Annotated in this window: 27 protein-coding genes and 2 pseudogenes; 15 read left to right on the top strand and 14 right to left on the bottom strand. The window is 56.8% G+C overall.

From position 1 onward, the window contains the following. The first annotated feature begins 23 nt into the window (after positions 1-23). Together AC1DNK_RS24345 and AC1DNK_RS24340 are read left to right on the top strand one after the other, a co-directional pair. Complete coding sequence (locus AC1DNK_RS24345) at positions 24-467, top strand: hypothetical protein (protein ID WP_477943730.1); 444 nt, start codon at positions 24-26, stop codon at positions 465-467. Positions 468-907: 440 nt separating this feature from the next. Continuing rightward, complete coding sequence (locus AC1DNK_RS24340; protein ID WP_477943729.1) at positions 908-1444, top strand: hypothetical protein; 537 nt, start codon at positions 908-910, stop codon at positions 1442-1444. Between the two features lie 205 nt (positions 1445-1649). Here the strand turns inward: AC1DNK_RS24340 and AC1DNK_RS24335 are convergent, their stop codons facing one another. Beyond that, entirely contained in the window at positions 1650-1916 is a 267-nt protein-coding gene (locus tag AC1DNK_RS24335; RefSeq protein ID WP_477943728.1) for a sunset domain-containing protein, read from the bottom strand. 581 nt (positions 1917-2497) lie between these two features. On the opposite strand from AC1DNK_RS24335, the gene AC1DNK_RS24330 reads away from it, so the two are divergent. Continuing rightward, positions 2498-2716, top strand: coding sequence for a hypothetical protein (locus AC1DNK_RS24330; protein ID WP_477943727.1), 219 nt, complete (start codon positions 2498-2500; stop codon positions 2714-2716). Positions 2717-3558: 842 nt separating this feature from the next. Here AC1DNK_RS24330 and AC1DNK_RS24325 read toward each other — a convergent pair. The 5 genes and pseudogenes from AC1DNK_RS24325 to AC1DNK_RS24305 all read right to left on the bottom strand — a co-directional run bounded on the left by AC1DNK_RS24325 (position 3559) and on the right by AC1DNK_RS24305 (position 8333). Next, entirely contained in the window at positions 3559-3888 is a 330-nt protein-coding gene (locus AC1DNK_RS24325; protein ID WP_112540142.1) for a hypothetical protein, read from the bottom strand. Between the two features lie 1844 nt (positions 3889-5732). Beyond that, positions 5733-6086 carry a hypothetical protein gene (locus AC1DNK_RS24320; protein ID WP_477943726.1) on the bottom strand — a complete coding sequence of 118 codons (354 nt, stop codon included), beginning with the start codon at positions 6084-6086 and terminating at the stop codon, positions 5733-5735. Between the two features lie 860 nt (positions 6087-6946). Further along, a pseudogene (locus tag AC1DNK_RS24315) lies at positions 6947-7120 on the bottom strand (pyridoxamine 5'-phosphate oxidase family protein); the annotation flags it as partial. Positions 7121-7492: 372 nt separating this feature from the next. Continuing rightward, on the bottom strand, positions 7493-7846 hold the full coding sequence (locus tag AC1DNK_RS24310; protein ID WP_477943725.1) for a hypothetical protein: 354 nt from the start codon (positions 7844-7846) through the stop codon (positions 7493-7495). Between the two features lie 277 nt (positions 7847-8123). Further along, positions 8124-8333 (bottom strand): hypothetical protein, encoded by a 210-nt coding sequence (locus AC1DNK_RS24305; protein WP_477943724.1) that lies wholly within the window; start codon positions 8331-8333, stop codon positions 8124-8126. Between the two features lie 93 nt (positions 8334-8426). Here AC1DNK_RS24305 and AC1DNK_RS24300 point away from each other — a divergent pair, with 93 nt between their 5' ends. Further along, positions 8427-8825: a hypothetical protein gene (locus AC1DNK_RS24300; RefSeq protein ID WP_477943723.1), complete on the top strand. Its 399-nt coding sequence runs from the start codon at positions 8427-8429 to the stop codon at positions 8823-8825. A 100-nt stretch (positions 8826-8925) separates the two neighbouring features. Here AC1DNK_RS24300 and AC1DNK_RS24295 read toward each other — a convergent pair whose 3' ends face one another. Beyond that, entirely contained in the window at positions 8926-9108 is a 183-nt protein-coding gene (locus AC1DNK_RS24295; protein WP_477943722.1) for a hypothetical protein, read from the bottom strand. Positions 9109-9964: 856 nt separating this feature from the next. Here AC1DNK_RS24295 and AC1DNK_RS24290 point away from each other — a divergent pair. The 9 genes from AC1DNK_RS24290 to AC1DNK_RS24250 all read left to right on the top strand — a co-directional run bounded on the left by AC1DNK_RS24290 (position 9965) and on the right by AC1DNK_RS24250 (position 16619). After that, on the top strand, positions 9965-10498 hold the full coding sequence (locus tag AC1DNK_RS24290; RefSeq protein ID WP_477943721.1) for a 2Fe-2S iron-sulfur cluster-binding protein: 534 nt from the start codon (positions 9965-9967) through the stop codon (positions 10496-10498). Further along, positions 10495-11484: an FAD binding domain-containing protein gene (locus tag AC1DNK_RS24285; RefSeq protein ID WP_477943720.1), complete on the top strand. Its 990-nt coding sequence runs from the start codon at positions 10495-10497 to the stop codon at positions 11482-11484. Before AC1DNK_RS24290 ends, AC1DNK_RS24285 begins: the two co-directional genes overlap by 4 nt. Then, positions 11481-13766 carry a xanthine dehydrogenase family protein molybdopterin-binding subunit gene (locus tag AC1DNK_RS24280; RefSeq protein WP_477943719.1) on the top strand — a complete coding sequence of 762 codons (2286 nt, stop codon included), beginning with the start codon at positions 11481-11483 and terminating at the stop codon, positions 13764-13766. Before AC1DNK_RS24285 ends, AC1DNK_RS24280 begins: the two co-directional genes overlap by 4 nt. A 134-nt stretch (positions 13767-13900) precedes the next feature. After that, positions 13901-14242 (top strand): hypothetical protein, encoded by a 342-nt coding sequence (locus AC1DNK_RS24275; RefSeq protein WP_477943718.1) that lies wholly within the window; start codon positions 13901-13903, stop codon positions 14240-14242. 154 nt (positions 14243-14396) lie between these two features. Further along, positions 14397-14579: a hypothetical protein gene (locus AC1DNK_RS24270; protein WP_477943758.1), complete on the top strand. Its 183-nt coding sequence runs from the start codon at positions 14397-14399 to the stop codon at positions 14577-14579. Then, a complete protein-coding gene (locus tag AC1DNK_RS24265) occupies positions 14576-14803 on the top strand; it encodes a hypothetical protein (protein WP_477943717.1) in 228 nt (75 codons plus the stop codon). The genes AC1DNK_RS24270 and AC1DNK_RS24265 overlap by 4 nt, the downstream gene beginning before the upstream one ends. A gap of 80 nt (positions 14804-14883) precedes the next feature. Then, positions 14884-15522: a glutathione S-transferase family protein gene (locus AC1DNK_RS24260; RefSeq protein WP_477943716.1), complete on the top strand. Its 639-nt coding sequence runs from the start codon at positions 14884-14886 to the stop codon at positions 15520-15522. A gap of 171 nt (positions 15523-15693) precedes the next feature. Then, complete coding sequence (locus AC1DNK_RS24255) at positions 15694-15846, top strand: hypothetical protein (protein WP_477943715.1); 153 nt, start codon at positions 15694-15696, stop codon at positions 15844-15846. A 5-nt stretch (positions 15847-15851) separates the two neighbouring features. Then, entirely contained in the window at positions 15852-16619 is a 768-nt protein-coding gene (locus AC1DNK_RS24250) for an SDR family oxidoreductase (protein ID WP_477943714.1), read from the top strand. 31 nt (positions 16620-16650) lie between these two features. Here the strand turns inward: AC1DNK_RS24250 and AC1DNK_RS24245 are convergent, their stop codons facing one another. Together AC1DNK_RS24245 and AC1DNK_RS24240 are read right to left on the bottom strand one after the other, a co-directional pair. After that, positions 16651-17100 carry a hypothetical protein gene (locus AC1DNK_RS24245; RefSeq protein WP_477943713.1) on the bottom strand — a complete coding sequence of 150 codons (450 nt, stop codon included), beginning with the start codon at positions 17098-17100 and terminating at the stop codon, positions 16651-16653. 190 nt (positions 17101-17290) lie between these two features. Then, entirely contained in the window at positions 17291-17494 is a 204-nt protein-coding gene (locus AC1DNK_RS24240; RefSeq protein ID WP_477943712.1) for a cold-shock protein, read from the bottom strand. A 356-nt stretch (positions 17495-17850) separates the two neighbouring features. Between AC1DNK_RS24240 and AC1DNK_RS24235 the strand changes: the two genes are divergently transcribed. After that, positions 17851-18114: a hypothetical protein gene (locus AC1DNK_RS24235; protein ID WP_477943711.1), complete on the top strand. Its 264-nt coding sequence runs from the start codon at positions 17851-17853 to the stop codon at positions 18112-18114. 487 nt (positions 18115-18601) lie between these two features. Beyond that, positions 18602-19355, top strand: a pseudogene (locus AC1DNK_RS24230) (sulfite exporter TauE/SafE family protein). Positions 19356-19375: 20 nt separating this feature from the next. On the opposite strand, the gene AC1DNK_RS24225 reads toward AC1DNK_RS24230, so the two are convergent. The 5 genes from AC1DNK_RS24225 to AC1DNK_RS24205 all read right to left on the bottom strand — a co-directional run bounded on the left by AC1DNK_RS24225 (position 19376) and on the right by AC1DNK_RS24205 (position 24989). Continuing rightward, positions 19376-19999, bottom strand: a complete 624-nt coding sequence (locus tag AC1DNK_RS24225; protein ID WP_477943757.1) for a hypothetical protein — start codon at positions 19997-19999, stop codon at positions 19376-19378. Positions 20000-20388: 389 nt separating this feature from the next. Next, positions 20389-20616 carry a DUF6894 family protein gene (locus tag AC1DNK_RS24220; protein WP_477943710.1) on the bottom strand — a complete coding sequence of 76 codons (228 nt, stop codon included), beginning with the start codon at positions 20614-20616 and terminating at the stop codon, positions 20389-20391. 530 nt (positions 20617-21146) lie between these two features. Beyond that, positions 21147-21512 (bottom strand): response regulator, encoded by a 366-nt coding sequence (locus tag AC1DNK_RS24215; protein ID WP_477943709.1) that lies wholly within the window; start codon positions 21510-21512, stop codon positions 21147-21149. 741 nt (positions 21513-22253) lie between these two features. Beyond that, positions 22254-24404 carry a catalase gene (gene katE, locus AC1DNK_RS24210; RefSeq protein WP_477943708.1) on the bottom strand — a complete coding sequence of 717 codons (2151 nt, stop codon included), beginning with the start codon at positions 24402-24404 and terminating at the stop codon, positions 22254-22256. Positions 24405-24485: 81 nt separating this feature from the next. Further along, entirely contained in the window at positions 24486-24989 is a 504-nt protein-coding gene (locus AC1DNK_RS24205; RefSeq protein WP_477943707.1) for a YciE/YciF ferroxidase family protein, read from the bottom strand. Positions 24990-25189 lie beyond the last annotated feature (200 nt).

Here is a 25189-nt window from a genome sequence, read left to right as displayed (position 1 = left end):
CGGCTTAATGTTAGCAAGACGGATTGTTTCAAAAAGTCACCGCTTTCTTCGCCAGTGACCCGGAAAACGGCACGTTGACCTTTAGGAGCACAACGGCGCAACGAAGCGCGACTGTCTTTTCCGGCTGCGATCGATACGGGTTGCATTTGACGTGCTTCGCAATCAACGAACATCCTAGTTTTTCACTGTTCTGCTTGACCACAGCAGATATTCAACGAGTAAACAGCAGGCAGCGACAAATGTTCCAGTTAGGTATGCGTTGCATCTCCACCGACCGCGAAGAAGGTGGACCATCGGCGAATTTCATCGCAATTTCCTTATGCCGGCGTCCCGATGACACCCTTGACACGCCGGGGGACATTGCTGATCCACCCGGTTTCCTCCGCGCAGTCCATCAGCAGCTTCAGGATCGTCAGCGTTTTGTTGGCAAAATGATATCCCTTTTCCTCTGTCGCGCGATTGCGTAGCGCCCTCATCGTAGATGCAATCACCCGGCCAGCAGTCGCAGCGGAAGTAGCCGCGACCGTCACAGGCCAAGCATTTCGAAGGACGATCAGTCATTCGCATGCTATCCATTGACTGCAGGAAGTGCCGAACGCTTCAGCGCTGGCAAGGAGGGCATCGTACTGTAGGCCTCCGCGGGATGTCTTACAGCTCAAGAACTGCCGCGATCTTCTTGGCCGCGGACACTACGATTTGGTTAGCAAGATGGCAAGCGAGGGCCGGACGATAGCTGAGATTGGCATATCCAAACGCGCTCTCCATACCTTGGCGGATTACCTGAAAGACGCCTTAGAGGGTTTCGCTGCGCATTGGGGCTTTCAGATGCGAAAAACACCACAGAATTCTCCGTCAGGAGTGTTGTCAAGGTGAGCCTTCCACGGTGCGTAGTGGATATTGTGTTGATTTGCGCGAAGCGATCACCAAATCAGGCCGCCTTCGGGCGGTCTTTTCGTTTCAGAGATCGGGCCGCCTTCTGTTGCAAAAATACGGTCTGGCGAGGATGAGCCTGATCGCCAAAGCGATCGCTCGTGACCAGCGAGAACGCTGCGGCCCACCAATCATTGGGTACGTTAAAACAGGTCTTGATTTTCCGCCTCCTTCTCCCAAATTTTGCGCCGTCAAACACGCAATGAGAAAGGAGATGGCCATGGAGAACACCTTGTTTGACGCTCCGTTGTTCCTGAGGAAGCGGCATTGTATTCAGGAACTCGCTAGCCTCGAAGATGTCTTTGACTTCCTCGACGAATGGACGGAAGAGCAAAGAGATGCCACCTATGAGGTTATTGAAAAGGCTTGCCGCATGACGGCCCAGGGTATCTTTCCGTTGACAGCGTTCAGGGAAAACCTTCGTCGGTTCCTGATAAAGCACCACATGCTCGCAAATGTTGAAGAGGTGCCCGTTGTTGCCAAGCACCAGAGCGATCGGAACATCGGCTCGTAGGCGCGTCCATAGACACAGCGCAAATTCCACAGCCCGCCGCCCTTGCATTTAGGTGGCGGGCTTTTCACATCGGGAGAGCGAGATGCCGAGCGTTGTCTTGGAATATGGACGCAACGATATCGGCCTCATCGCAGCGTGGACGGCGCACTAGGCTTTATGTCGTGAATATGGTGGTGATTTGCGCGAAGGGATCCTAGGTTTGCGTCTAACGGCCCGCGCGTCTCCAGCCCGCCGCGCGCGCCTCAGCCTCTGAGCAGAACCACCGTTCTCCATACTGGGGAGAAATCTTGGTCTCTTCGTAATATTCCTGGCCTGGCACATGGTAAATGTGTTCACGGCTTTGGATGCTGATGTTGCCCTTGATGTTGCAAACACCACTCAGCGCTGATGTGGGGCCGAGAAGATTGACCGCATCGACGGCACCGTAACCAATCACGCCCGCGCCGATGATAGCCAGATAGAACGCCTTCATCGAGAAGAGTGGTGGCGCCTGCTTCACTCGGTATCGGGGGCGCGGAAATGAGCGGTGTGTCGGCATTCCAGAAAGATGCCGTGACTATGCGGGAACACAAGGAAAAGTTGAGCCGCGGGTAAACTGAAGGTTGGCAATATGATTAAAAAGTAAGCTTCGGGGGGCCTAATCACGGACGCGCTACAGCGCTAGACGGTAGCCCTCGGGCCGGTCAAGCACATTGCCGCGCTGGTGCACCGACCGACCTACTACGCGGTTCGCTTTTGTCTAGGCTTAACGAGCTTAAGCGGTATCGAAGCGGCTCTCTCCGCGTCGCGAGCTAAACGCAACTCCCGCAGCTGCGATGTCTTCTTATTGCGAGCGGCATCCTGTGCCGCGATGATCGACATAGATTCCGTATGGGTGATTTGTGCTTTGGTCGCTGATTTGTTCATCACTTATAAGTAGCGTGTAAAGCTAAGCTTTCAATGGCTGGTAGCGACAAAGCAGACGCGGGAAGCAACACTGACCCAGATAGAACAGCGGCATAAATCGGTAAGCCTGTAGGCAGGCACGTTGTCAGCAAGGTGAAGACTGCGGTTATGTATTCCTTCCGTCTGAAGGGTTGGCTTGACGGGAAAGACCCCGCGGCTGGCGCCTTTGGCGGAAGTGGGTTCGGCATTGCAGCGCTCGCTGGTTTCGACTGGCGCGCTCTCATCGGCATCATCGGCTTTGCCGCGGTCCTGACGATCGGCGTTCTTGTCGCCCGCAAATGGGTGATCGGTGTGATCAGGGATATCAGCCAAGCGGTTGAGAATTGAACGCCGATGAGCATCGCAGATGCAATGAAGATTGGTCTGTGAGCGCTTGACTTTTGCCCTCTACGGGACGCTGAACGCTCTTGCGTGGCTTCCACAAGCCCCACAGCGCGGCCGCGATCTGGAGTTGGCGGAACTCACCACCGACACCAACGAAGCAATCGGAGACTTAAGCAATGCAGCGGATCAAGCTCGCGTTCGTCGTCGCCTGTACTCTGAGCGTGGCGGGCTGTTCGACTTCTTAAAAAAGGGGTGACTGTTAAAAACCTGTCCTCCACGACTAGAGCCATCGTCGGCACCTCGCTCATCGGAGCAAAGGCCGCCACGCTGAAAGATCGGGAAGCGATCGACGATACCGCGGCCGGAATCTGTGCGGTGGGTGTCTCGACCCCTTTCGAATGTAAAGCGCATGGGAGTTCTTCATAGCCGGCGAAGCAGATGTCAAAGCCTACCACCCTCATCTGAAAACAATGATCCAAACAGATTGGCTTTTTCGTGCTGTTGAACCGGTCTTTTTTGCCCTATCATCGCCATCTGCCTTGCGCGGGGGAGCGACGTGGAAGATTCTGTAAAAGTGGTGAAGTTGGGCGACCTTTGGGCAGTCTACGTGCTTGACGGTGGCGTCGTGACCAGCCAAATCTTCAAATTCGAGGCTTACGCGACTGCTTGGGCTGATGGTCAACGTTCACGGCTCAACCTGCCCCCGTTCGATCGACGCCCTTGATGTGAATTTCCACCGCCGCATCATACAGGTCTCACCTATGGGTCAGGACGGCACACGGTTATAAATTCCGCGCATCGAAAAAAAGGCCGGACGTGCCGGCCTCGTTCTCATGAAGCGAGATTTACTGGTTGTTCTCGCCGCAGGCCACGCCCTGAGGAGTGGCATCGCTCTTGCCTGCCTGCGTCTGGAGAGCTCCCTTGGTGTTGGAGCCGTCCTTGCAGTCCGTCGAGTTGGTCTTGGTCGTGCTGTTGGTCATCGTGCCATCGGTCGACATCGGCTTCATCGTCTTGGTGCCAGTGCTGTCCATGTCGCCATTGGCGCCGCCGCCGGCATCTTCATTGGCGTTCTTATCGGTCGCCATATTGTTGGGAACCGGGTTGGACTGAGCATACGACATTGAAGTTGCCATGCCGAGAGCGAGAAGCGATGCGGCTACGAGTTTCATCTTCACGGGGTTTCCTCCTTCAGGAATTGTTGTCATTGGTGACAAGGGGCAAACTTACGTTCAACCCACATGTTCCTGGCGACGCCATCACTAAAGGTTTACGGAACTGTCGACTCGTCTCGATGTTGTTTGAGCGGCGTAAGCCTTCCCTCTTTCGGCTTCAACGCCATGCGGAACGCGCTCAGCAGGGCGCGTTCCGTTGAGGTTTCGATGAAAGCTCGGCAACGACCATTTGCATATCGAGTTTTATCCGCTACCGTTCATCTAGACAGTTGGTGACACCTGTTTAGAGGTCATTGTCCGCTTCCAAAGCCGCGCTGATGACCTCGCCAAGTTTACAAATACGATGAGTGTCACTGCCATCGTATCGAGCCGCCTCACGTTCCCAAGGCTCCTAAGCCTCATTCGCGTGAGGCGGCTTTTTCCCTTCCGTCAACGAAAAAACCCTCACGGCTGTGCAACCGTAATGGTTCTCTTGCTGCGATTGAGGCACATCGTGTGGATTCTTCACAGGAGAGCACTTCGGAACCGCGTCCACAATATTTAATCACGGAAAAGGCCCGGTAACGTTGCTACCGGGCCTAGCGCCAAAGTGGCGACGTGCGGGTTGTATCAGTTCCCGCGCTGCTCCTGCGATTTCTTCAGCTTTGCTTCAAGCATCGCCATGCGAATTAGGTATTCAATAACCTGCTTCCCTTCGCTACGGGCCAGCTTTGCAAAGACTTCGAGATGATTAACTAACGGGTTTGTCATCTACCCCCAGTGCGCCTCCCAGAACCTTAAGGATGTCTAATATAGCTTGACTGAAGTTTAACGGCCCGAGGTCAACTTTTGCCCGACGTGGCACGGTGCGCGTGACCCCATCTGTCTTTATTGGATCGGGCCTCGATCCAGCGATGAAGGAACCAGAACACTCTTAAAGTATTGTTGCATTCGGTCGTGTGCATGTGGCCGCGCGGCCGAGCCGCCCCTGGTGTGGCGGGCGCGCTCTTCAACGCGTAGGTGGAGCTTGCATGCAACAGTACAGTTGGACCCTGATGAGGCCCGGAGTCGTTCCCAACATCGGGTTGGGAACTCTTGATGAGGTGGAAAGAGCGGTGCATCGTTGTCAGTTACCGGGGATACCTTCTGCAGGCTGGCTAATTGACGAGATGAAAGCCAGACAGGATTTGACCGGTACCGCCAGATATAATTACGCGCTAGGTCAACCCGAAGAATGGCGCTTCGCCTGGATTGCACAGTGAGGCGCTTACCCGCAAGGTATCTCAGTCTCTAACGTTTCCAACCATTCGGGCAGTTGAAGCGAAAGACCCGCGCCCGGTTGGGCTGCGGGTCTCAAGCTGGATGGTCCAGATCGGCAGGCAGGTATCTCAATTCTCCCTACCGATGCCGAGTAGGTTAGATCGATGTGGCTTTTATGGCACTACGTCAGACGTGCCGCCGCCAGCAACGTTTGATAGGGAGAGCCTGATCAGCGACTTTCGTTTTTCACGCCGTCGCGATAAGCCATGAGTATCTGCTTTGCAATCTTTTCTCGATGCATATCCAGAGCGCTTGCTTAACTGCGCAGATGGACGAAACTGCGTTGGCAGACGGCAAGCTCGTCTGGCGACAGCATCGAGTCGTCTTTTTGGAAAAACATGGCGGCAGCTCCACGCGCGGACATTGGCCCAACTTTAGCGCCAGCTTTTTATTTTGGGCCAACCCCTCTACCGCCCATCGACTGTGGGCGATCGAACACTGCAAGCCACTCATCTATAGCGGCTGTTTTAGGCACGACAAATGAGCGGGCATGGCATTGAAAGGGCTAGGGCAGGGATGGCAGGGAGCTTGCGATAGCTTGTGGGAGATCAATGCAATCGTCGAGGGCGGGGCAACATGCCGGCAGCCTTGTCGGCAACGATTTTAAGGCTCTCCCAATCTGGCAGATCCTTCTCGGCAACACGTTCCTGTGTGGCAGTTAAGATCCATGCAGCGGCTTCAACGCTTTCCGCTTCCTTGCACTCGTTGAAGCGCTCAAGACAGGCAGCGATTCTTGGTCTAGCAGATCCGTCAGCCCATGGGATCGAGGCGGCCAGAGAACGAGCCTCCGAGTATGCGTCGGCAATTTGCTGCTTTTCTCGTTCATTGCTTTCAGTGATGACACCTAATGTGAAAATCAGTGTTTTCATCAAGTGGCGGCTTTCATCAAATTGATCAGGCAAGGTGGCCTCCAACGTATCGACGGGGAACCTAGCTCATAACGCGATTAGATTGCAATTTTTGAATGTATTTTTTCCAATATCGACATGACGAGGCGAGCGGCGCCTCCGAGATTGGATGGCGCCGCTCGTGCGCCTACCAGCGGCAGATACGCTTCTTGGAGTAGACCCAACGGTGATGGTGCCGGTAGCGAACTGTCTTTACGCGGCATCGCGGGCCATGACGATAGTAGTGTCGGCCGTGGCGCCAATCCCGACGGTCCTGATGGCGATCCCATGACCGACCATGATGACTGTCTCCGACCGTGACTGTTACGCTGTCCGCGAGACTGGGAGTGGCCGTTGAGAATATTGAGGCCAGGCCGATCAAGCCTGCGATGATAATAGCTTTCATTCGAGTTACTCCAAACAGGTGATAACGCGCTCAAAACGCCGGCCACTGAACGCGGTTCCATGTCTTGGACTTTGGTCTGATGCCTCTGCCAAAGAAAAACCCCGCTTAGAGGCGGGGCAAGGTGCTGTGGGAGTAGGATGTCGGGGAAAGTGACATCGGCAATATAACTCTGACGGCCGCATATGGGTTCCGCGCTAATGTCTCCGCGCGGAAAGGTCGTAGGCTATCGATGGAACTGGATCTGCAGCCGAGGTTCCGTCGATGAGAAATTCGGCGTCCAAAAGCCGATAGTGCTATTTATCTATGGAGTTAATCTTCCAGGAGTCTCTCCCAAAGCCCTCGATCGATATGCCATGGAGGTCATCACATAATGCTGTGAGGAAGGAGTACGCGTGCCGGCGTAAGGCGTGAAGTAATGCACTCCTCGGTTGTTCCCGCCAAAAAATCCTGAGCAAAAAGCAGATTGTTGTTCATCATCCTTGTGGCTTGCGGCGTCTGTAAGGATGTAAAACGCGGTTTCAAGCCGCTCTGCATAAGCAGACATCGGACTCGCTCGCAGATCGGCTCCGGTTTGCGTTGTCAGCATCGAGAAACCGATTTTCTCGGCAAGGTCCCAGACCTTATGGCGTTGGTCATCACACATCTCAGAGCTCCGGTGTCATGAAATCGAAGCGAAGGTTGCAGCAGCTTGTTCCAGATGCTCGGCTAGATCGTTATCGATGGCAAAGTCGCGAGGGATGCGGCAGACCTGCGTTTACAGGCCTGGGATAGTGAAGGGCGTCAACCTTCGCACTGCGCCATCGGGGATCTCTACGCAATGAACTAGATGCTTGTGATGCTTGTCGCGGTCGGAAGACGCTCGGCGCGATCCGACGCCGCCTTCGTTCATGACAACTATGAGTCCAATCAAGCAGTCATCCGATGTTCGGTGGAGTTATAATGATGGTAGAACTTGATGCAGTGAGGCGACGCTCGCCATTCGATGAGACGGACCACACTAACGCGATCTCTTGACCTATTGGATCTTCTCTGCACCCGATGGCGATGTGACCTGGGTTGGCCCGCCCCCACTGCCGCTAGGCGACGGCGATCGGTCTGTTTTTTCCGGCGGACGTGCGCTGCCATCGGCGGCGTTATCCAATGTACCTGCTCCGGATGGCTGTGCGTTGATTGAATCGTTCGATGTAGAGGCCGTCGGTTTGGCATCCGTGTCAATGCTTTCACCCCATATACCGAGGCCTACCCAGGCGATCAGCGCAAGCAAAAGACCACCAATCAGCACGATCAGGACTGGCCTGCCGCGGTTTCCCTGCCTTGCTTGCGTGGCGGTTTCCGTCACATCTCTTTGGTCGCCATCGTTTCTCGTCATCCTGAACATCCTTCGAGCGAGCTGGAATTCCGCGATCACCACATCGGAAAGCGATTTAAGCTAGTTGTTGCCTGAAGGTTCCCGATCTCACACCAATGCCGTGCGGGTTTCCGCTAGACCGGTGGGATTTCCTTCGGCGACATGATAATGCCTGAATATCTAAACCGTGGACATTGCCAGCCAAGCCGTGGAAGGTTTTGATCTATCCGCGTAAATCCGGCACCGTGCGTCATATGCGACGCTCATTGTCTTAAGTTCAAATTTTGAACGGGAAGCGTCAACGATCGCTGATGGACGGCAGGTGTACTTCAACTTGGTGCCGGTCTTCTTCGCTAAGCGTTAATATCTTTTCCTTCCAGAACGCTTCCGCCTCCTGAGTGTCCTTGTCCCAGGAACGGACACTGATGATGTTGTCGTCGATCTTCGCGAGTCTGCGTCCACCTAAGCGGACATATTCCTCCGCAAGTTTCCGTGATGTGCTTGTCACTGACTTTCTCCTTTGCAAGGAAATACATGTGCGCATCAACGGTTCTTGCTCCGAACGATGATTGCATACCCTCCACCTGTCATAGCAAAGATCATGCCTGCATCGATCGGCTGTCCGAGACGCTGGACCGCGCGGTGTCTTACTCGCCGCTTGAACTCATCTTCCGATATTGATCGAAGCCGCGGAATGTTTCGCTGCCCGACCGTCACCGAGAAGAAGTCGAGACTGTCAGCCGGAAGACGATCGGCCCGCAGCTTCACGTTGAGCTTTCAGCCGTTCGGTTTTCTCGCGGCGCGCCTCGATTTCCGCCCCGATGGTCGCCATCGCCAGATCGTTCGTGGTATCGAAGCGATCGCGGCGTTCCTGAACCGTTATGGTGTTCCGGCGTCGGATGTGTTCTGGATCTTGTTTGGACATGCCATCGAGCTAGGCCGCAGTCTGAAAGCGGCAAGCCGCGGGTCGGCAAGCGTCCGATACCGTACAGTTGATTAACGGGTAGTGGATAGCCGTACGATAATTGCCGGTGGACATGTAAGGTTCACGCGAACAGGCCGAAGCGAGTACGACCAGCGGTATAAGTTCGTATGGTAGTTCACCCACTACCCGGTGACACGCTCTCATCGCCATTGTCGGGTAACGAACCTGCCCCAGGCGTCTTGGTTTCATCCTGAAGGTGCGGTTTATCATGGGGTCCGGCTGGCGGATTATCCACCCCATTGACCGGCTTCTTTCCAGTCTCCTCTATTGCCTGCTGGGCCTTCGTGTCCTTATTCATCTCGCAACTCCTTTCATCGGCCAGATCAAACCCCTGGTCGCCTGGATAGTTCCGCGCTTAGCCTGTGCTCGATAGCCACGCATTGCGCTTCGGCGTAATTTCGGATGCCGGGATTCCTAGTAACCGTGAATGCAAACTTTATGATTTTAATCAGCGCCGATCAGCAATCCTGACAGTGAGGGCGCAACATTCTCTGGCGGCGGGAACGCTGTGCAGGAAATGCGACACCGCCGCTGGCCCGTGTTTAGGCCTCCGCCCTTCAATGTCTTTCTTACCCCATCACGATAGAGGTCTGGCGCGCTGGCCCCACCTCATAGGGGCACGCTCGCAGAGTTCCAACGTCTCGGCACCGACGGCTTTGCCAGCTACGTGCGACCGTGCCTCGTCGCTAATCCACTCGATTATAGGACGAGCGCGTTGTCTCTCGGGCAGGTCGGTGTTCGTCTTACGCTAAATCCGTCGGCGCACGATGCCCTCGCGGCCTCGACTGTTGCCATGTTTTGAGCCTTCGTCAGGCCATGATCTGCCGTAATCATATCGTTGTTATTTTCTCCCCAGAGATCCGCGTTCAAATTCCTGCCGTCCGTCTTTCCCGCTGTCATTGACGTGTTGCGGCAAAATCGGGCTCAAGCTTCAGATTTACACAGTTTGTGAGATCAACAGCGCGAAGCTAACCGAAACAAGGCTGTTGAGGTGTGTTCTCCTCCCTCGAAGATGGAATTGCTTCCCCCAGGATTTTTTAGAGACTGCGGCTGCAATTGAACGAAGATTGGCCGATGGCGTTTGAAACGGGCAGCTTTCCCCCTAGCTTGTACCAGCGGGGGTCGACTGAAACCGGCACAAGGGAGATGAGCCTATGCATTTCATTGTCAACGGCGAAAAGATCGATGTCGAGGCAGACATCCGGACATCGCTCCTCGATATGCTCAGAAACAGCCTCGGACGAACAGGCACGAAAAAGGGATGCGACCAGGGGGCCTGCGGCGCATGCACCGTGCTTGTTGATGGCGAGCGCATCAACTCCTGCCTTGCCTTGGCGGTACAGTATCAGGGCCGCACGATCGTTACGGTCGAGGGGTTGGCTCAAGACGGGCATCTCCATCCGCTGCAGCAGGCATTTGTCGATCATGACGGGTTTCAATGCGGCTATTGCACCCCCGGTCAACTCTGTTCCGCCATCGGCATGGCAAGCGAGATCGAGCGGGGCATACCGAGTGCTGTTACAAAGGATCTGACGTCGCCGCGGATCGCTCTCGATCAGACGGAGCTTCGCGAGCGTATGAGCGGCAACCTCTGTCGATGCGGAGCCTATAACGGTATCGTCGAGGCGATTTCCGAGACCCTTTCTGCCGGCAATTACCCGACGATCATGGAGGGGGTTCGCGCATGAACATCTTCATATATGAGCGGCCTGACAATGCTGCGAACGCCATTGCGCTCACCAAGACGAACGGTCGGGCAAAGTACCTGGGCGGCGGCACGAACCTCGTTGACCTCATGCGTGAAACCGTCGAACAGCCTGATGTGCTGATCGACGTGACCGGGCTTGATGACCGGATCGAGATGGGTAGTGATGGAAGTCTTTTCGTCGGTGCGGCAGCCAAGAACTCGGCGCTTGCGGCCAACGACCATGTTCGCAATAGATACCCGCTCCTGGCGCGTTCCGTCCTTGCCGGCGCCAGCGCCCAGATACGCAACATGGCGACAGTCGGCGGCAACATCCTCCAGCGGACGCGCTGTCGGTATTTCTACGACGACGCGGCAAGCTGCAACAAGCGCGTCCCCGGTGCCGGCTGCGATGCGCGCGATGGGTTTAATCGCTATCATGCGATACTTGGCGCTTCGACAGCCTGCGTCGCGGCCCATCCGTCCGACATGTGTATCGCGCTTGTTGCACTGGATGCAATCGTTCATCTCAGCGGGCCTCTTGGTACACGTACGCTGCCTCTCAAGGCGCTGCATCGCCTGCCAGATGATCATCCTGAGGTGGAAACCGAACTGCTTCCCGGCGAATTGATAACAGCCATCGAAGTACCGCCGCTCAGTTTTGGTCAACGTTCGACCTACAGAAAGGTCCGGGATCGGGCGAGTTACGCCTTTGCGCTGGTTTCCGTCGCTGCCGCCCTCGATGTCGATAACGCCGGTGTTGTGCGCGATGTGCGCATTGCTCTTGGGGGTGTTGCTCACAAGCCCTGGCGCGCCGCCATTGCCGAGGCGAGCCTAAAAGGCAATCTGGCAAAATCCGACGCTTTTCGCCGTGCCGCGGAAGCCGAACTCGCCGCAGCGGTCGGGCTCAAGGATAACGCCTTCAAGATCGAGTTGGCGAAACGCCTCATCACCGTCGTGCTTGAAGAATTGATGGGAGAAGTAAAATGAGCGCTGGTCCGGATACAAAACCCCAGAAGCTCGGATACTGGCAACCGGCCGTTACCCGCGATCCGCTCCTCCGAAAACATGGAGCCCTTGGCCAGCCCGTATCGCGTATCGATGGGCCGCTGAAGGTGCAGGGCGCAGCACGCTTTGCTGCCGAGTTTCCCTATGACGATATCTGTTACGCGGCCCTGGCTTTCAGCACGGTGGCCCGCGCACGCATATCGCAGCTCAATGTCGGTGATGCGGAAAAAGCGCCCGGCGTCATCCTGGTCATGACCTATCGCAATGCACCGCGCATGAAAGCGCCGTCATTGATGATGTCGTCACCCACCGCGGCTGGCGCCAGCGACCTTCCGGTAATGCAAACTGACGAGATCCACTGGAACGGCCAGCCGATTGCGTTAGTTCTGGCCGAAACGCAAGAAGCGGCCGATTATGCCGCTTCACTGATCGACGCCGACTATGATCTCTTGCCGGCCGTGACATCATTCGCCGAGGCCAAGGCAAATCCGCGTCAGCTCGAGACCCTCCTTGGCCAGCCGCCCGTTCTTGAGATCGGCGATGCCGAGAGCGCATTGCGAGCCGCCGCAGTCCAGGTCGACAACCTCTACCGGACGCCGCGTCACAATCACAACGCCATCGAGCTTCATGCGGCAACAGTGGCCTGGAGCGGCGATAACCTGCGTGTCCATGACGCGAGCCAGCTTATCGACCTCACGACCGGCCAGCTTGCAGAGATCTTCGGGATCGATCCGGCAAACGTCCATCTCACCTCGCCCTTCGTCGGTGGCGGGTTCGGAGGCAAATGCCTTTGGGATCATCAGATCCTCGCCTGCGCGGCTGCGAAGCTCGCCAGCCGCCCCGTGCGTATAATGCTATCGCGCGAAGGTGTGTTCCGTGTCGTGGGCGGACGCACGGTAACCGAGCAGCGCGTCGCCCTCGGGGCCGACGAAACGGGGAAGCTTAGCGCTCTCATCCACACTGGCATCGTCGCAATGACACCGCACAATTCCTGCCCGGAACAATTCACCTTTCCGGCACGCCACCTTTATGCTGCGGGAAGCTTCCGGCTTGCCCAGGAGGTGGCGGATATGGACATGCTCGCCAATACGTTCATGCGTGCGCCCGGCGAATCCGTTGGAACCTTCGCCCTCGAATGTGCACTGGATGAGCTCGCCGAGAAATTGGGGATCGACCCAATCGAGTTGCGGCGGAGGATTGAGCCGGAAACTGACCCGACGAGCGGGAAACCGTTCTCCTCGCGCCTGTTGGTCGAAGCTTACGAGCGGGGCGCCGAGAGGTTCGGCTGGGGCCAGCGTAACCGGAAACCGGGACAGGTGCGCGATGGCGAGTGGCTAATCGGCTTGGGATGCGCGACTGCGACCTACCCGTATCACCGCTTCCCAGGAGGGGCAGCGCGCATCAAACTGATAGAAGACGGTTCCGTTGCAGTCTCGACAGCCGTTCACGACATGGGCATGGGCACCGCGACCGCTCAGGCTCAACACATATCGGCGCGTCTGGGCGTGCCACTCGACAAGGTGACCTTCGAATACGGAGACAGCCATCTTCCGCGCGGCGTCATCGCCGGAGGCTCAACGCAGACGGCATCGATCGGAGGCGCGATCATTGCCGCCTCCGAAGTGTTCATCGAAGAGCTGCTAAAACTCGCCGGCAACGACTCTCCTCTTGCAGGCCTGTCGTTTGCAGACGTGGAAGCACGCAATTCCGGCCTTGGTCACGTGCAGGATCAGAGCCGCTTCGAAACCTATCAGTCGATCCTGCTCCGGGCGGGACGCACAGAGGTTGTCTGTCAGGCCGAAGCACCGCCGCCTGCCGAAATGGAAGCCTTTTCCATGCATTCATATGGGGCGCAATTCTGTGAGGTCGGTGTCAATCAGATTACCGGCGAGACCAGGGTCCGGCGCTTTCTGGGCTCGTTCGACGCTGGCCATATACTCAATGGCAAGATGGYGACCAGCCAGTTCAAGGGCGGCATCATCATGGGAATAGGGCTTGCGCTGACGGAGGAGACTAATTTTGACGAGCGTACAGGTCGCATTGTCAATGCTTCGCTGGCTGAATACCATGTTCCGGTGCAAATGGACGTTCCTCAGATCGACGTCATTTACCTCGACGAGGCCGACCCTCAAGCGCCAATGGGAGCGCGCGGTATTGGCGAGATAGGAATAACTGGGGTAGGGGCGGCCATCGCCAATGCTGTCTATAACGCGACGGGCAAGAGAATCCGTGACCTGCCGATCACTTTAGACAAGCTCCTATGAACGAATGTTTCCTAGGCGGCGAAGTGCCCATCGCCGATCGAAATGCTTTGGCCCGTCATTGCAGAAGAAGACCTCCGTAAGAAGGCATCTTTTGGAGATCCTGTGCGTTCTTATTGGAACGACAGGAGGATCCTATGGCAGGAACACATACACGGACGAATGCGCGCGTCGTCAAGTCAGAGCTCGATCGCTACGCGCTCGAAATGGAGGAAGCTCGCGCAGAATCTGAAATGTCGGGCACGGAGCGCAGTGCGGAAGCCACAACTGCAGCGGAAAAAGAAATTGCGTGGCTGAAAAGTGAAGCGAGGAACCTTCGCTCACGTTTGGCGATCATCCAAGGCCAGAGCACGGGAAAAAGCAGAAGCGCAAGCGGCCCGATGGCCTCCTATCCCGTGGTGAAAACGATTTCGGTATTTGCGCTCACGATGATCGTGTCCACACTTTTGCAGCACTCACGATCCGGTGGCCGCGGATAGGCAGTCCTGAAAGCCTAGCTGGTTTATCTGCCGCAAGGTGCTGGAGATCGGATTGGCAAAGTTTCAGAAGAGCGGTGAAGCCGCCCCTGAAGGTGATCAAGAGAATAAATCTGGCAGGTGAAGCGGGCATAACGGCCCTTTTCAGGAGGATATGATGGCGACGAATGACACCAATGCTACACCCGAGCAACGACGCCCGCGCGACGTAAAGCCGGTTCCCAAAAAGCCCCACAATGCCGATAGGGAATCACTTGCGCCTGCCACGGTGCAGCCTGCAGGCAGCAAGGACGAGAGCGAACGTCCAATCATTGATCCGGTTACCGGCGTTGCACTATGACCGAGAATGAAGACCTTCATCTCGAGGTGGAAGCTCTCGCCGTGGCCGCGGAAGCCGAGCCTGAAACGACCGTCGATCTTAAGTCGCTTGCTGTTCAGCTCTGGGCAAAATTCGATGAGTTTTCCGTCGAGGAGCTGGAGGACATTTTGCGCCAAGCGTGGCGTATTCGCGGCTTGCCGTTCAACGACAACGCGGGCGGCGATGGCGCCATGCTGCTAAGCTAATCGGTCTTGTCCTGATCCGTACACCTGTACTGTTCGTAACAGTGCGCAACCGCATATGGACGCGGCACGCCGGAGGTTCAATGATCATTTTACACCATCTCAATAACAGCCGCTCCCAACGTGTGATCTGGCTGTTGGAGGAGCTCGGCCTCGAATACGACGTCCGTCACTACAGGCGCAACGCCGACATGAGTGCTCCGGATGAACTGAAGCGCGTTCATCCCCTCGGAAAGTCGCCCGTGATCGAAGATGCCGGCCACGGGGACACACAACCCGTACTGACCGAGACCGCGGCGATCTGTGAATACCTGGTCGCAAAAGCTGACGGCCAGATGGGCCCGCCTTCAGGCCCCACCGGCCTGCTTCGCTACCGCATGTTTCTCCACTATGCCGAGGGTTCTGTCATGCCGGTGCTGTTTGCGCTCCTTGCAGTGTCCCGCGTACCGCTTCTAGGAAAGGTCGCCGCCAAAAGGCTTCGCCCTATGCTCGACGTGCACCTCGACTATATCGAAACTGAGCTCTCGACGCGGCCCTGGTTCGCTGGCGAGAGCATTTCGGCCGCCGACGTCATGATGAGCTTTCCTCTTGAGGCTGCAGCCGTGAATGCCCGCCTGAGCGGTTCCCGGCCTGCAATCACCGAGTGGCTCAAACGAATTCATGCTCGCCCGGCCTATATCCGGGCTCTCGAAAAGGGCGGGCCTTACAGGTTTGCACAGTGAGCGAAGATGTTATCTCGGGAGACGTCGCAAGGTGTACGGGAACAAGGATCGTTAGAGGCGCATTGTCGTTCGACGAGGCTTACGAAAGGCAGATCGTCGAAACTAAGGTCGCCATCGCACACAGGTCTCCGTAACTATCGTGTTTCGAGGAACGGCGGCAAGGAGATTTGCATGATCATGAAGGCCTATGTGAGATTGGACGACATTCGTTCCATCGAGCGCGCAAAGGAACCGCTGGTTCAACTCAATGCGTTTAACGTGGACCGGGGCTTTTCGAAAAAAAGGTTCCACACTTACGATGATACCAACACAGGTGGGGTCTGAAGATCATGGCCAGGCCCGTCGCTTTGGTTACCGGCGCCGCATCGGGAATAGGATTGGCGACGGCGTTGAGGCTGGCGACCGACTTCGATCTCGCACTGGTCGATTCTGATAGTCAGCGCCTTGAAGCGGTCCGCTCGAAATTTTCCAGTGACCGTTGCCTCACTTTCTGTGCGGATATCTCGTCGGACGAAGAGATTGAAGCTGCTCGCGCGGCCCTTTTGGCCAAATTCGGCCGCCTGGATGCCATTGTCGCCAACGCCGGCATTAATGGGGTGTGGGCTCCAATTGACGATCTGATGCCGGACGAGTGGGACAGGACCGTTCGCGTCAACCTGCGCGGCACCTACCTCACGCTGCATGTGTTTGTTCCACTGCTGAAGATGGCGGGAGGAGGTGCGATCGTCATTGTTTCCTCCATTAACGGCGTTCGCACCTTTACCTCACCCGGTGCGATTGCCTACAGCGCGACAAAAGCCGCCCAGGTCGCGATGGCTCAGCAGCTGGCACTCGAGCTCGGCCGTCATTCAATCCGCATCAACGTTCTTTGTCCGGGCGCGGTCGCTACCGAAATATCAGCCTCGACGCATATCAGGCACCGCGAAGATGTGGAGATCCCCGTCGTGTGGCCGGAAGGTAGCGTTCCTCTCACGAAAGGCGAGCCAGGCAAAGCTGCCGATGCAGCTGACGCTATCCATTTTCTGCTGAGCGCCAGCGCGAGGCACATAACCGGCTCGCCGCTATTTATCGACGGAGGTCAGGGACTTCTCCGGTGAAGGCGGCTACGGCGGTTTTAGCCGTTCGGCCTCAGTCGTCCTGCGTTGGCCGTATCGTATCGACCGAAATCTTGCCATCGACCAAGCCACGCTCAAGATCAGTGCGTCCGTGGTCGATCTGGGTCACCGAATAAAGCTTGTCGTCGCGAAATGAGCTCGCATTCGTCGTGGTCACGCCCTCGGCCGGAGCTGAGTCGATCTCCATGAAGTCGAGCTCGCGGCTGGCCGCAACGATACGGGCGTCTCCAGAGCTGCGCGCGGCAACAACAACAGTCCCATGGCCAGGCGAATTGACCCATCTGGGATCGGTCGGCGCCGCGATTGGCTCCAGCCTGTAGAGATTCAGGGTTTCGCCACCAAAGTCGGCACCGGCCGCAGCCGCATCATCAATCTGAGCTTTGCTCTCGACAGACCTTCCGAAGCGGACCTGACTGGTCGCATTGTTGGGATCTTCTCCGCCTGCGCTCGATACATTCGACATTAATGATCTCCATCGTGTTGGTGTGTCAGTCGTAACGACGGGAGGTCCTTACGGTTCCGCGCTGATGCGCGGTTTCACAGGGCGATGGATGATCGGCAGTCTGGAGGGGGAGATTATCATCGCTTGTTCCAGCGATTTGGTGCCCGCAGCAGCCCAAACACCCCGGCCACAGAGGCCGGGGCGCAAAAGCTCAGGCAGTTCTGACATTCTCAGCCTTGGATTTTCCAGTCTTGCGATCCTGGCCAACGTCATAGCTGACCTTGTCGCCGTCGCGCAGTGATCCCTGACCACCGAGCGCGCTGACATGAACGAAGACATCAGGTCCGCCTGCATCGGGGGTGATGAAGCCGAAACCTTTGTCCTGATTGAAGAATTTCACTGTGCCAGTTGCCATGTTTATCCTCGTGAGAATTGCGGCCTCAAATACCGGTGCCGACCTTAAGCAGCTGCCAGCCGGTCTGCAACCTTCCTGTCGCCAATCGGCGGGCAGGGCCTTCAAATTGATCCCAGCGGGAACGCTGTCATAAGGAAGAGGCCTGCTCCCAGCGAGTTCATTTTGTCCGTCACGTGTTTTCTTGCCTGCGGATCTGTCGACCGATGCGGAGGGCTCAGTCTTCATCCACGTTCCTGGGGGCCGTTTGCGAACGCAATGGTTGGACTAGGAACATGTGCAGCCCCTGGAACTGCCGGGCGATCCGCCGCGTTTTCTGGATAGAGGCACGGTGTGCTTCATCAGTTTCGGAGACTGAGATGGATGATGAACTCATATTTTCGCGGCGCGACTGGCTTGCTACTGTCAGCGGCGTCGTCACACATAAAGCCACGGGATCAGGCGTTGAAGGCGCACCCTGTAATATGCTCCTCGGCAATGCTATCCATCATCTCGCTGGCCTCGAAACTTTGACATGCGACGAGCACAAGGCCTCGGTCGATCTGGCAGGCATCGTACTCAATTGCGAGGACTGCCGCCGTCTCGCTGCGAAGTTTGGCGAAGCATTGAGAGTAGCCGAATAGGGAAATCTCCGTTTGTTCGCGTTCAACCATTTTTGGCTCAGCCGGCAGCGATACACGGTGTAGCTACATTGCCCGCGAGGGCGTCGTCACACGCGGCAAGGACGGCATCGTCTCTGGCTCACGAAAGCGCTGGCGCTCAAATGGGGCCGGGACGTCTCCTCGCTGTCCGTAAGGGACCAAAGCGGTCTCGTCATTTCGGTTTGGTGGTAGCCAGGGGCAACCCGTTGAGCGCATGCCGCGATTACCAGCCGCTCAGCTATCAAGCGCTGGGGCACAGCCGACGATCTGGTTAGTCCAATCTTGTTTTTGTGCTCGCCGGCGGCGCCTTTGTCACGGGCGTGACGCTGCCTGTGGACGGCGGATATAGCGTCGGCTAGTGGCTCTCCAGCCAGCCAGGGACAGAATGACACCCACGCAGCCTCGCTTCGACGCGCTGACAATGTTAGATCGTTAGTGATGCGGTCACATGCGAATCCCGGCAGTCCAAATGAATGATATGTTTCTCCTGTTGCTCGCAGGGATGCTGGCAGGCAGCATGAACGCCTTGGCAGGTGGTGGGAACCTTCGTGTCCCTGCCGGCGCTGATCTCCGTCGGCGTGCCGTCTGTCGCGGCCAACGCGACGAGCACATTTTCTCTTTTCCCGGGTGGGATGGCGAGCTCTTGGGTGTATCGCGAGGGGTTCGGCAAAGTCTGCGGCGTGCCGGTTTTGCCGATTGCGATTGCAACCGTCCTTGGCGGATTCTGCGGCAGCATGCTGCTGCTATTGACGCCTTCCCGTGTCTTCGACGCCATACTGCCATGGCTGCTTCTGATTGCTACGGGCATGCTTGTCTTCGGTCGGCACATCAGTGCGGCCTTCCGGAGACGCGCTTCAGCCCGAACCGCGACCATCGTCCCAGTCCAATTCCTTCTCGGCGTCTATGGCGGCTATTTTGGTGGAGCGCTCGGCCTGATGATGCTGGCCACCTGGAGTATTTTCGGCGGAGGCGAGATCAAGGAACTAAACCCGATGCGGATGTTGATGGTGACTGCTGCAAACGCAGTGGCTGTCATTGTTTTCGTGGCCGCCGGGGCGATTGCCTGGTTTCAATGCCTTCCCATGTTGACGGGGGCGCTTCTCGGCGGCTGGGCAGGTGCGCATGTTGGCTTGAAATTGCCAGCTTCCGCGGTCCGTGCCCTCACGATTGCGCTCGCGGTGGCAACAACGGCGCTGTTTTTTGCCCGGGCCTATTTTTCCTAGAAGCTGGCGTATAGCCAAACCTATTTCAAGAAACCGTCGCGTCCGAACTCGTCCCAGCCATCCAATTTAGAGGCGTCGGCGTCAGCCATGGTCCGGACCTTAGCGGGCTTGCTCTTTTTGAGCGATCGGGTCAGCTTCGCCTGATATGCAGCGCGCCGCCGATTTTCGGCTTTGGCAATCGCGTCTTCATCGCGCCATTCGTCCACCACACCCCGGTCGAGAATGTCCTCGACCATCTTCGGATCGAACACGTGGAAGGTGATCCGGCGGGCCCGGCCGTTCAGTCGAACGGTTCGCGTCCCTGCGCTCGGCAGGCGGCCGTCCGCCAGCCAACGATGGCGTTCGCTGGTTGTGATCGTCAAGATGTCCTGGATCTCGCGCGGGATCACCGGCAATCGCTCAATGCCGTCGAGCAGATTGGCGACGATCGCCGATATCGCATGAAACTCGGTCTTGTGGCTGGCAGGCATCGCCAGAGTAATTTCGCCTCCATCAAGGTCGAGCGATTTCTTCGCCGCCGCCGGCACCCTGGCGCGAAGCTCCATGAGAATGCCTTTCGCACGAACCGCCGATCCCAACGTCGCTGCCGGCAAGAGTCGCCATGTCTTTAAGAGTTCGACATCATTCTTCTGTTCTTTCCGCATGGTGATGAAATGGGTTGCCGCGCGCTCTTCGTCAACGAGGCCAGTGTCGCTCAACCTGCCAAAGCCACAATTGTGTCGCGGGGGTCATCGCGAAGGATCGAACTGCCAGGTCAATGCTCCATGCACCGTGGAAAATTACAGGGTCGGCACAGCGCGATCACCTCAGCAACAGCGCGCAGGCGGATCAGGGATTGCATCTGCGCGGGCACCCTGCATCAACGACGGATTCTGTTGAATGACTGGCGCATGATATGGGTGGAGCCACGGACCTTGGGGCAGCCGGGACTGGGTTCGCGAGTGCTTGGCGGCCGGCGCGCGACCCCTGCGGCGGCGGCGGAGCGATTGTCGATCTGCGGAAGCCCATCCCATCGAAGCTGAGTTTCAGGTTCTCACTTTATGACCGACAAAAAAGGAACTGTCGCGATGAGGGTGCCGCCTTCGTCGCGGACCTCAAATGTCTTTCCGTCGATAGGTTCGCCGCTTAAAACAAGCTCGGCAACCATCTCTCTTGCAGCCTTGACGGCCTCATTGCGGGCTTCGCCACCGCTCGGTAAGTCGATGCCTTCCACGTCTTCGATATAGACTGCATCTTCGTGGATATGGAAGTAGTAGCGCATTTGCGTAGAACCAACAGAAACCGCATTCGTTCCAAAGATAACAGCAACTTGTGGCCTTGATACGGTGAAGCCAAGCCGGTGTTCGGCCCTTTTTAACAATATTAGAAGTCGGCGGTTTTCAGGAGACGGTCAGCGATCATGCATTCGAGCGTCCAGTTCTATGCTGACCACGTCCCCTCCGGCGAGCTACAGACTTCGCACCACTTCGTTCGCCCGGTACCGTCTCACGACGATTGGCGGTTTCGCAAAACGTGTGCGGAACCAACTCTTTGATCAAGGTTTTTACAGCGACACGGAAACCTCTTTCCAGATCGGGGCACGATCGAAGCCCCTCACGATCGCCTGTCGAGACTCAGCCCTCGGTTCCTTTCTTTCGAACCGAGGGCATTTTTAAGGGAATCATGAAGTTGCCAAGCCGATAGCTAACTATTGCTCTCCCCTCGCATGCATCCGCATCAACATCCGAGTAGCTCTTTTGAACAGGCTTGCCGCCGGTATCGCGACGACATCTTTTGACGGTGTAACGGCGTTTAGACTTGGCAAGGCCGATCTTTCAAGGCGCGGGCAACCGCAGCCAAAAGGATATCGGGTTCGCACGGTTTCGAAAGTTGTTCCCCCTCGGCGAAGGCCGGTTCGATCTCCGGTAGGGACGCCGCCTCGCCAGAATAGACGATGAACGGCGTGCCTCTCTCAACAAGGATTCTGACAACCTCTGCGCACAGCCCGTCCGACAGCCGTGGATCAATGATTGCTGTGGAGGGAGTGTTGTCGTCCAGCCATTTCTTCGCATCTGCACATGTGGAAAAGGTCACGTATTGGTGGCCATACTCGCCAAGCAGCATTTCAATGTCGAGCGCGATGAAGGCCTGGTCCTCGAGCAGCATTATTGTGGCCATGGTTTTCCCTCTTGGGTAGTCTCAATCGCTACCCGAAAGCCGCCGAGTTGTCACTCGTGCGGCATGTTGCGTGCGATGCCGTACATTTGACGACCGTCTGCAACATTCTGAGAGCCGCGCGCTTTCCAACTGGCCGCCTGTGGTCACTCAAAGCGCCACAGGAACTTTGGAAAGCTCGTCTCCAACGTTGTCTACTGCGGCTGCGATGATGACAGGTTCTATCAGTGCTGAACCATCCGGGCAGGACACCTTTGACAAAAGCGCAAGCCGAGGCTGCAGCCGTCCGCCTGATATTCGACCTATCTCCTACCTGTCCGGCAGCGGTCCGGCGCAGGTCGCAACGCCGGCTGGAAAGTAAAAGGCGCATTATTCGATCCACCTGCTCCGCCCGACCACAAGGTCCGAGTTCGTTGATCCCAAGGAAATCACGCTTTTTGAAAATCATTCGGAACACGATCGGAAAGTGGAAGTTAAGCTTTCGAGATCATGAGGATCTCTCAAGGAGGAAATGATAATGGCATCCACTGGCACCGACACCTCGCATTCCAAGAGCGGGTCCAAATCGAGCTCAGGTAAGAGCGCATCATCAACCACAAAAAACGCAAGCTCGTCTGGCAAACAGGGCGGCTCGCATGAGCAGCATGTGAAAGCCGGCTCCCAGAGCCACAAGAACTCGAAGTGACATTAGACCCATTGTCCGAGAAGATTGACGGGCGCGGAACACTCCGCGCCCGAACTGAATCAGGCGATTGGCGGCGATGCCTTGCCGAGCTTCACTGACGGCTCGCGGCCCCAAACACGCAGCTTGCCGAGTTTCTCAACGAAGGCTTCTATGTCCTTGCTGTCTGACAACGGTATCGTTCCCTCGTCCAGCTGACCGGAAATTCCAGCTTTTTCCAGGAGCGGCATGGCAGATTGGTCGTAGCCGATATACTTGCAGTGCTGGAAGGCATCTGCGACGAAGTCGCGGGCGGCCGCTTCTTTGACAAGGTCGTCGATTGCCTGATGCGACGTTAAAAGCACGACTGCATCGAAAAGCACCGACGGCCCCCCGTCGATCATATGGTTCGCCTCTATGGAGCTTCCGTCGTCGGCCGTGACGCCGCCCACCTTTGGAGCGATCAACTCGATGACGGCTTTTTGGGCTGCGACTGCCTTCGTCAACGCTTTCAGCAGCTTCGCATCGACGCCGTCGGCAATCATAATTCCGAGTTTGCGCCCTTCGAACCGCATCGGTCCGCGTTCGACGATGCTCAGCGCAGGAGAAGCTTCAAGATCCTGCCTTGTCGGCATGGCGGCATCTGCCGGTTTCGGCATCGATTGAAAGCCAAGCTTCTGCGCGACCGTCGTCGCCAGTGTCTCGTCGATGTTCAAAAGGTGCGATACCATCCTCTCACGGATCGCCAACGATTCGACCTTGCTCAATTCGAATGTCAACGCTGACGCAATATGGCGCTGTTCCGCCCCGGTCTGGCTGATGAAGAACTGCCGGGCCTGGCTATAGTGGTCCGCAAAGCTCTCAGGACGTAGCCGCACCTTCTGACCCTGTTCGTCAGCAGGAAAGTGCCGATAGCCGCGGGACGGCGATTCACGGGGGCCTTCCCCATGCGAGTTTGGTTGGTAGTTCGTCCTGCCGACGGGATTGCGCATCGCCATGTGGCCGTCCTGCTGAAAGTTGTGCATGGGACATTTCGGCGCATTAATTGGCAGATGTGTAAAGTTTGGACCGCCCAGACGCTTCAACTGAGTGTCGAGGTAGGAGAAGTTCCGGCCTTGCAGCAGCGGGTCGTTGCTGAAGTCGATGCCCGGTGGCACGTTCTGCGTCATGAACGCGACCTGCTCGGTCTCGGCGAAAAAGTTGTTCGGCATTCGGTCAAGAACCAGCCGCCCGATCGGCCGAACTGGCAGAATTTCCTCAGGAATGATCTTCGTCGGGTCAAGCACATCGAAATCGAAGTTATCCGCAAAGTCCTGATCGAAGAGCTGCACCGCGAGTTCCCATTCTGGGAAATTGCCGGACTGGATTGCATTCCAAAGATCGCGTCGATGGAAGTCCGGGTCGGCGCCGTTGATCTTGACGGCCTCGTTCCACGCAACGGACTGAAGGCCGAGCTTCGGCTTCCAGTGAAACTTGACGAAGGTCGACTTGTCCTCGGCGTTGACGAACCTGAAGGTATGGACGCCGAAACCCTCCATGAAGCGGAGCGACCGTGGGATGGTTCGGTCCGACATGATCCACATGACCATGTTCATACTCTCGGGCGTCAAACTGATGAAATCCCAAAAATTGTCGTGCGCGGTTTGGGCCTGGGGAAAAGCGCGGTCCGGCTCCTGCTTGGCAGCATGGATGAGGTCTGGGAACTTGATCGCATCCTGGATGAAGAAGACCGGGATGTTATTGCCGACCAGGTCCCAATTGCCCTCCTTCGTATACATCTTCACCGCAAAGCCCCGGACGTCGCGCGCGAGATCAGCAGATCCTTTGTTGCCGGCAACTGTTGAAAATCGCACGAAGACGGGCGTCTTTTCGCCAGCACGCTGGAATACATCCGCGCGTGTGACGTCCGCCAAGGATTCGTACGTCTCGAAGAAGCCGTGGGCGCCGTAGCCCCGAGCGTGCACAACACGCTCGGGAATCCGCTCGTGGTCAAAGTGGAAAATCTTCTCGCGGAAATGGAAGTCGTCAACGAGAAGCGGCCCGCGTGGACCGACGCGCAGTGAATTCTGATCGTCGGCGACGGGCGCGCCCTGCGACGTGGTCAAAATGTCCTGGCCATCCTCGGCAAACTGGTGAAGTTCGCCTCCAGTGCCTCGGTGAAGTTGCTGGTCATGGATATTCACGGCTTCGTCAGACGAAGGACGGGATGTGGGTTTCGCTGGGCGTTTGGCCATGTTAGTGTCCCCTTGATCTTAATTCGGATAACTGCGAAAAGGCCGCCCTCCGGGCGGCCTTTTGCTTGACAGGTCGCAATCTTATGCGGCCTTGGTTTTGCCGACCGCGTTGGCCTGCTTTTCGGCTAGCTGTGTCAGCTTCTGGTCGGTGGCTTCTTCCTCGGAAAGCGTGGCCTCCAGGAGTGGAACGGCGTCCGTCAAGCCCAGCTGCTTAGCCCAGGCAATGAGCGTGCCGTAACGCGCGATCTCATAATGCTCGACCGCCTGCGCCGACGAGATAAGTCCGGCGTCGAGAGCAGGAGAGCCCTTGAACTCCTCCATGATCTCCTCACCCTCAGCAAGAATGCCTTGGATCGCTTCGCAGGTCTTGCCGCGGGCCGGCTTGCCGAGAATTTCGAATACTTGCTCGAGCCGCTCGATCTGGCCCTGTGTCTCCTCACGATGCTGCAGAAATCCAGCCTTGCCTTCTTCCGATTGCGCGGCGCGGGCCATCTTCGGCAGAGCCTTCAAGACCTGCTTTTCTGCAAAATAGATATCCTTCAGCGTGTCGAGAAATAGGTCGTCGAGTGTCTTGGTCGTTGCCATGATATTCTCCGTTGTTTTACTCGCTCCCAGCCGATCGAGTTTGCGTCGTGATCCTAGGTGAGAGACGCCAAGCTAACCTCCGCGCAGTTGGTTTGTTCCCCGTCCAATATCGGACAAAGAAAAAGCGGCTTTGAGCAGTCGCCAAATTTGAGAAAGTCTTTTTGCGCAGTGTGTGGCCGTGATCGCCCACTGTAAGAGCT

The sequence above is a fragment of the Rhizobium sp. 01N424 genome, from assembly GCF_056399485.1.
The sequence above is the reverse complement of the archived record's forward strand: the minus strand, read 5'-3'. Positions and strand labels throughout refer to the sequence as shown.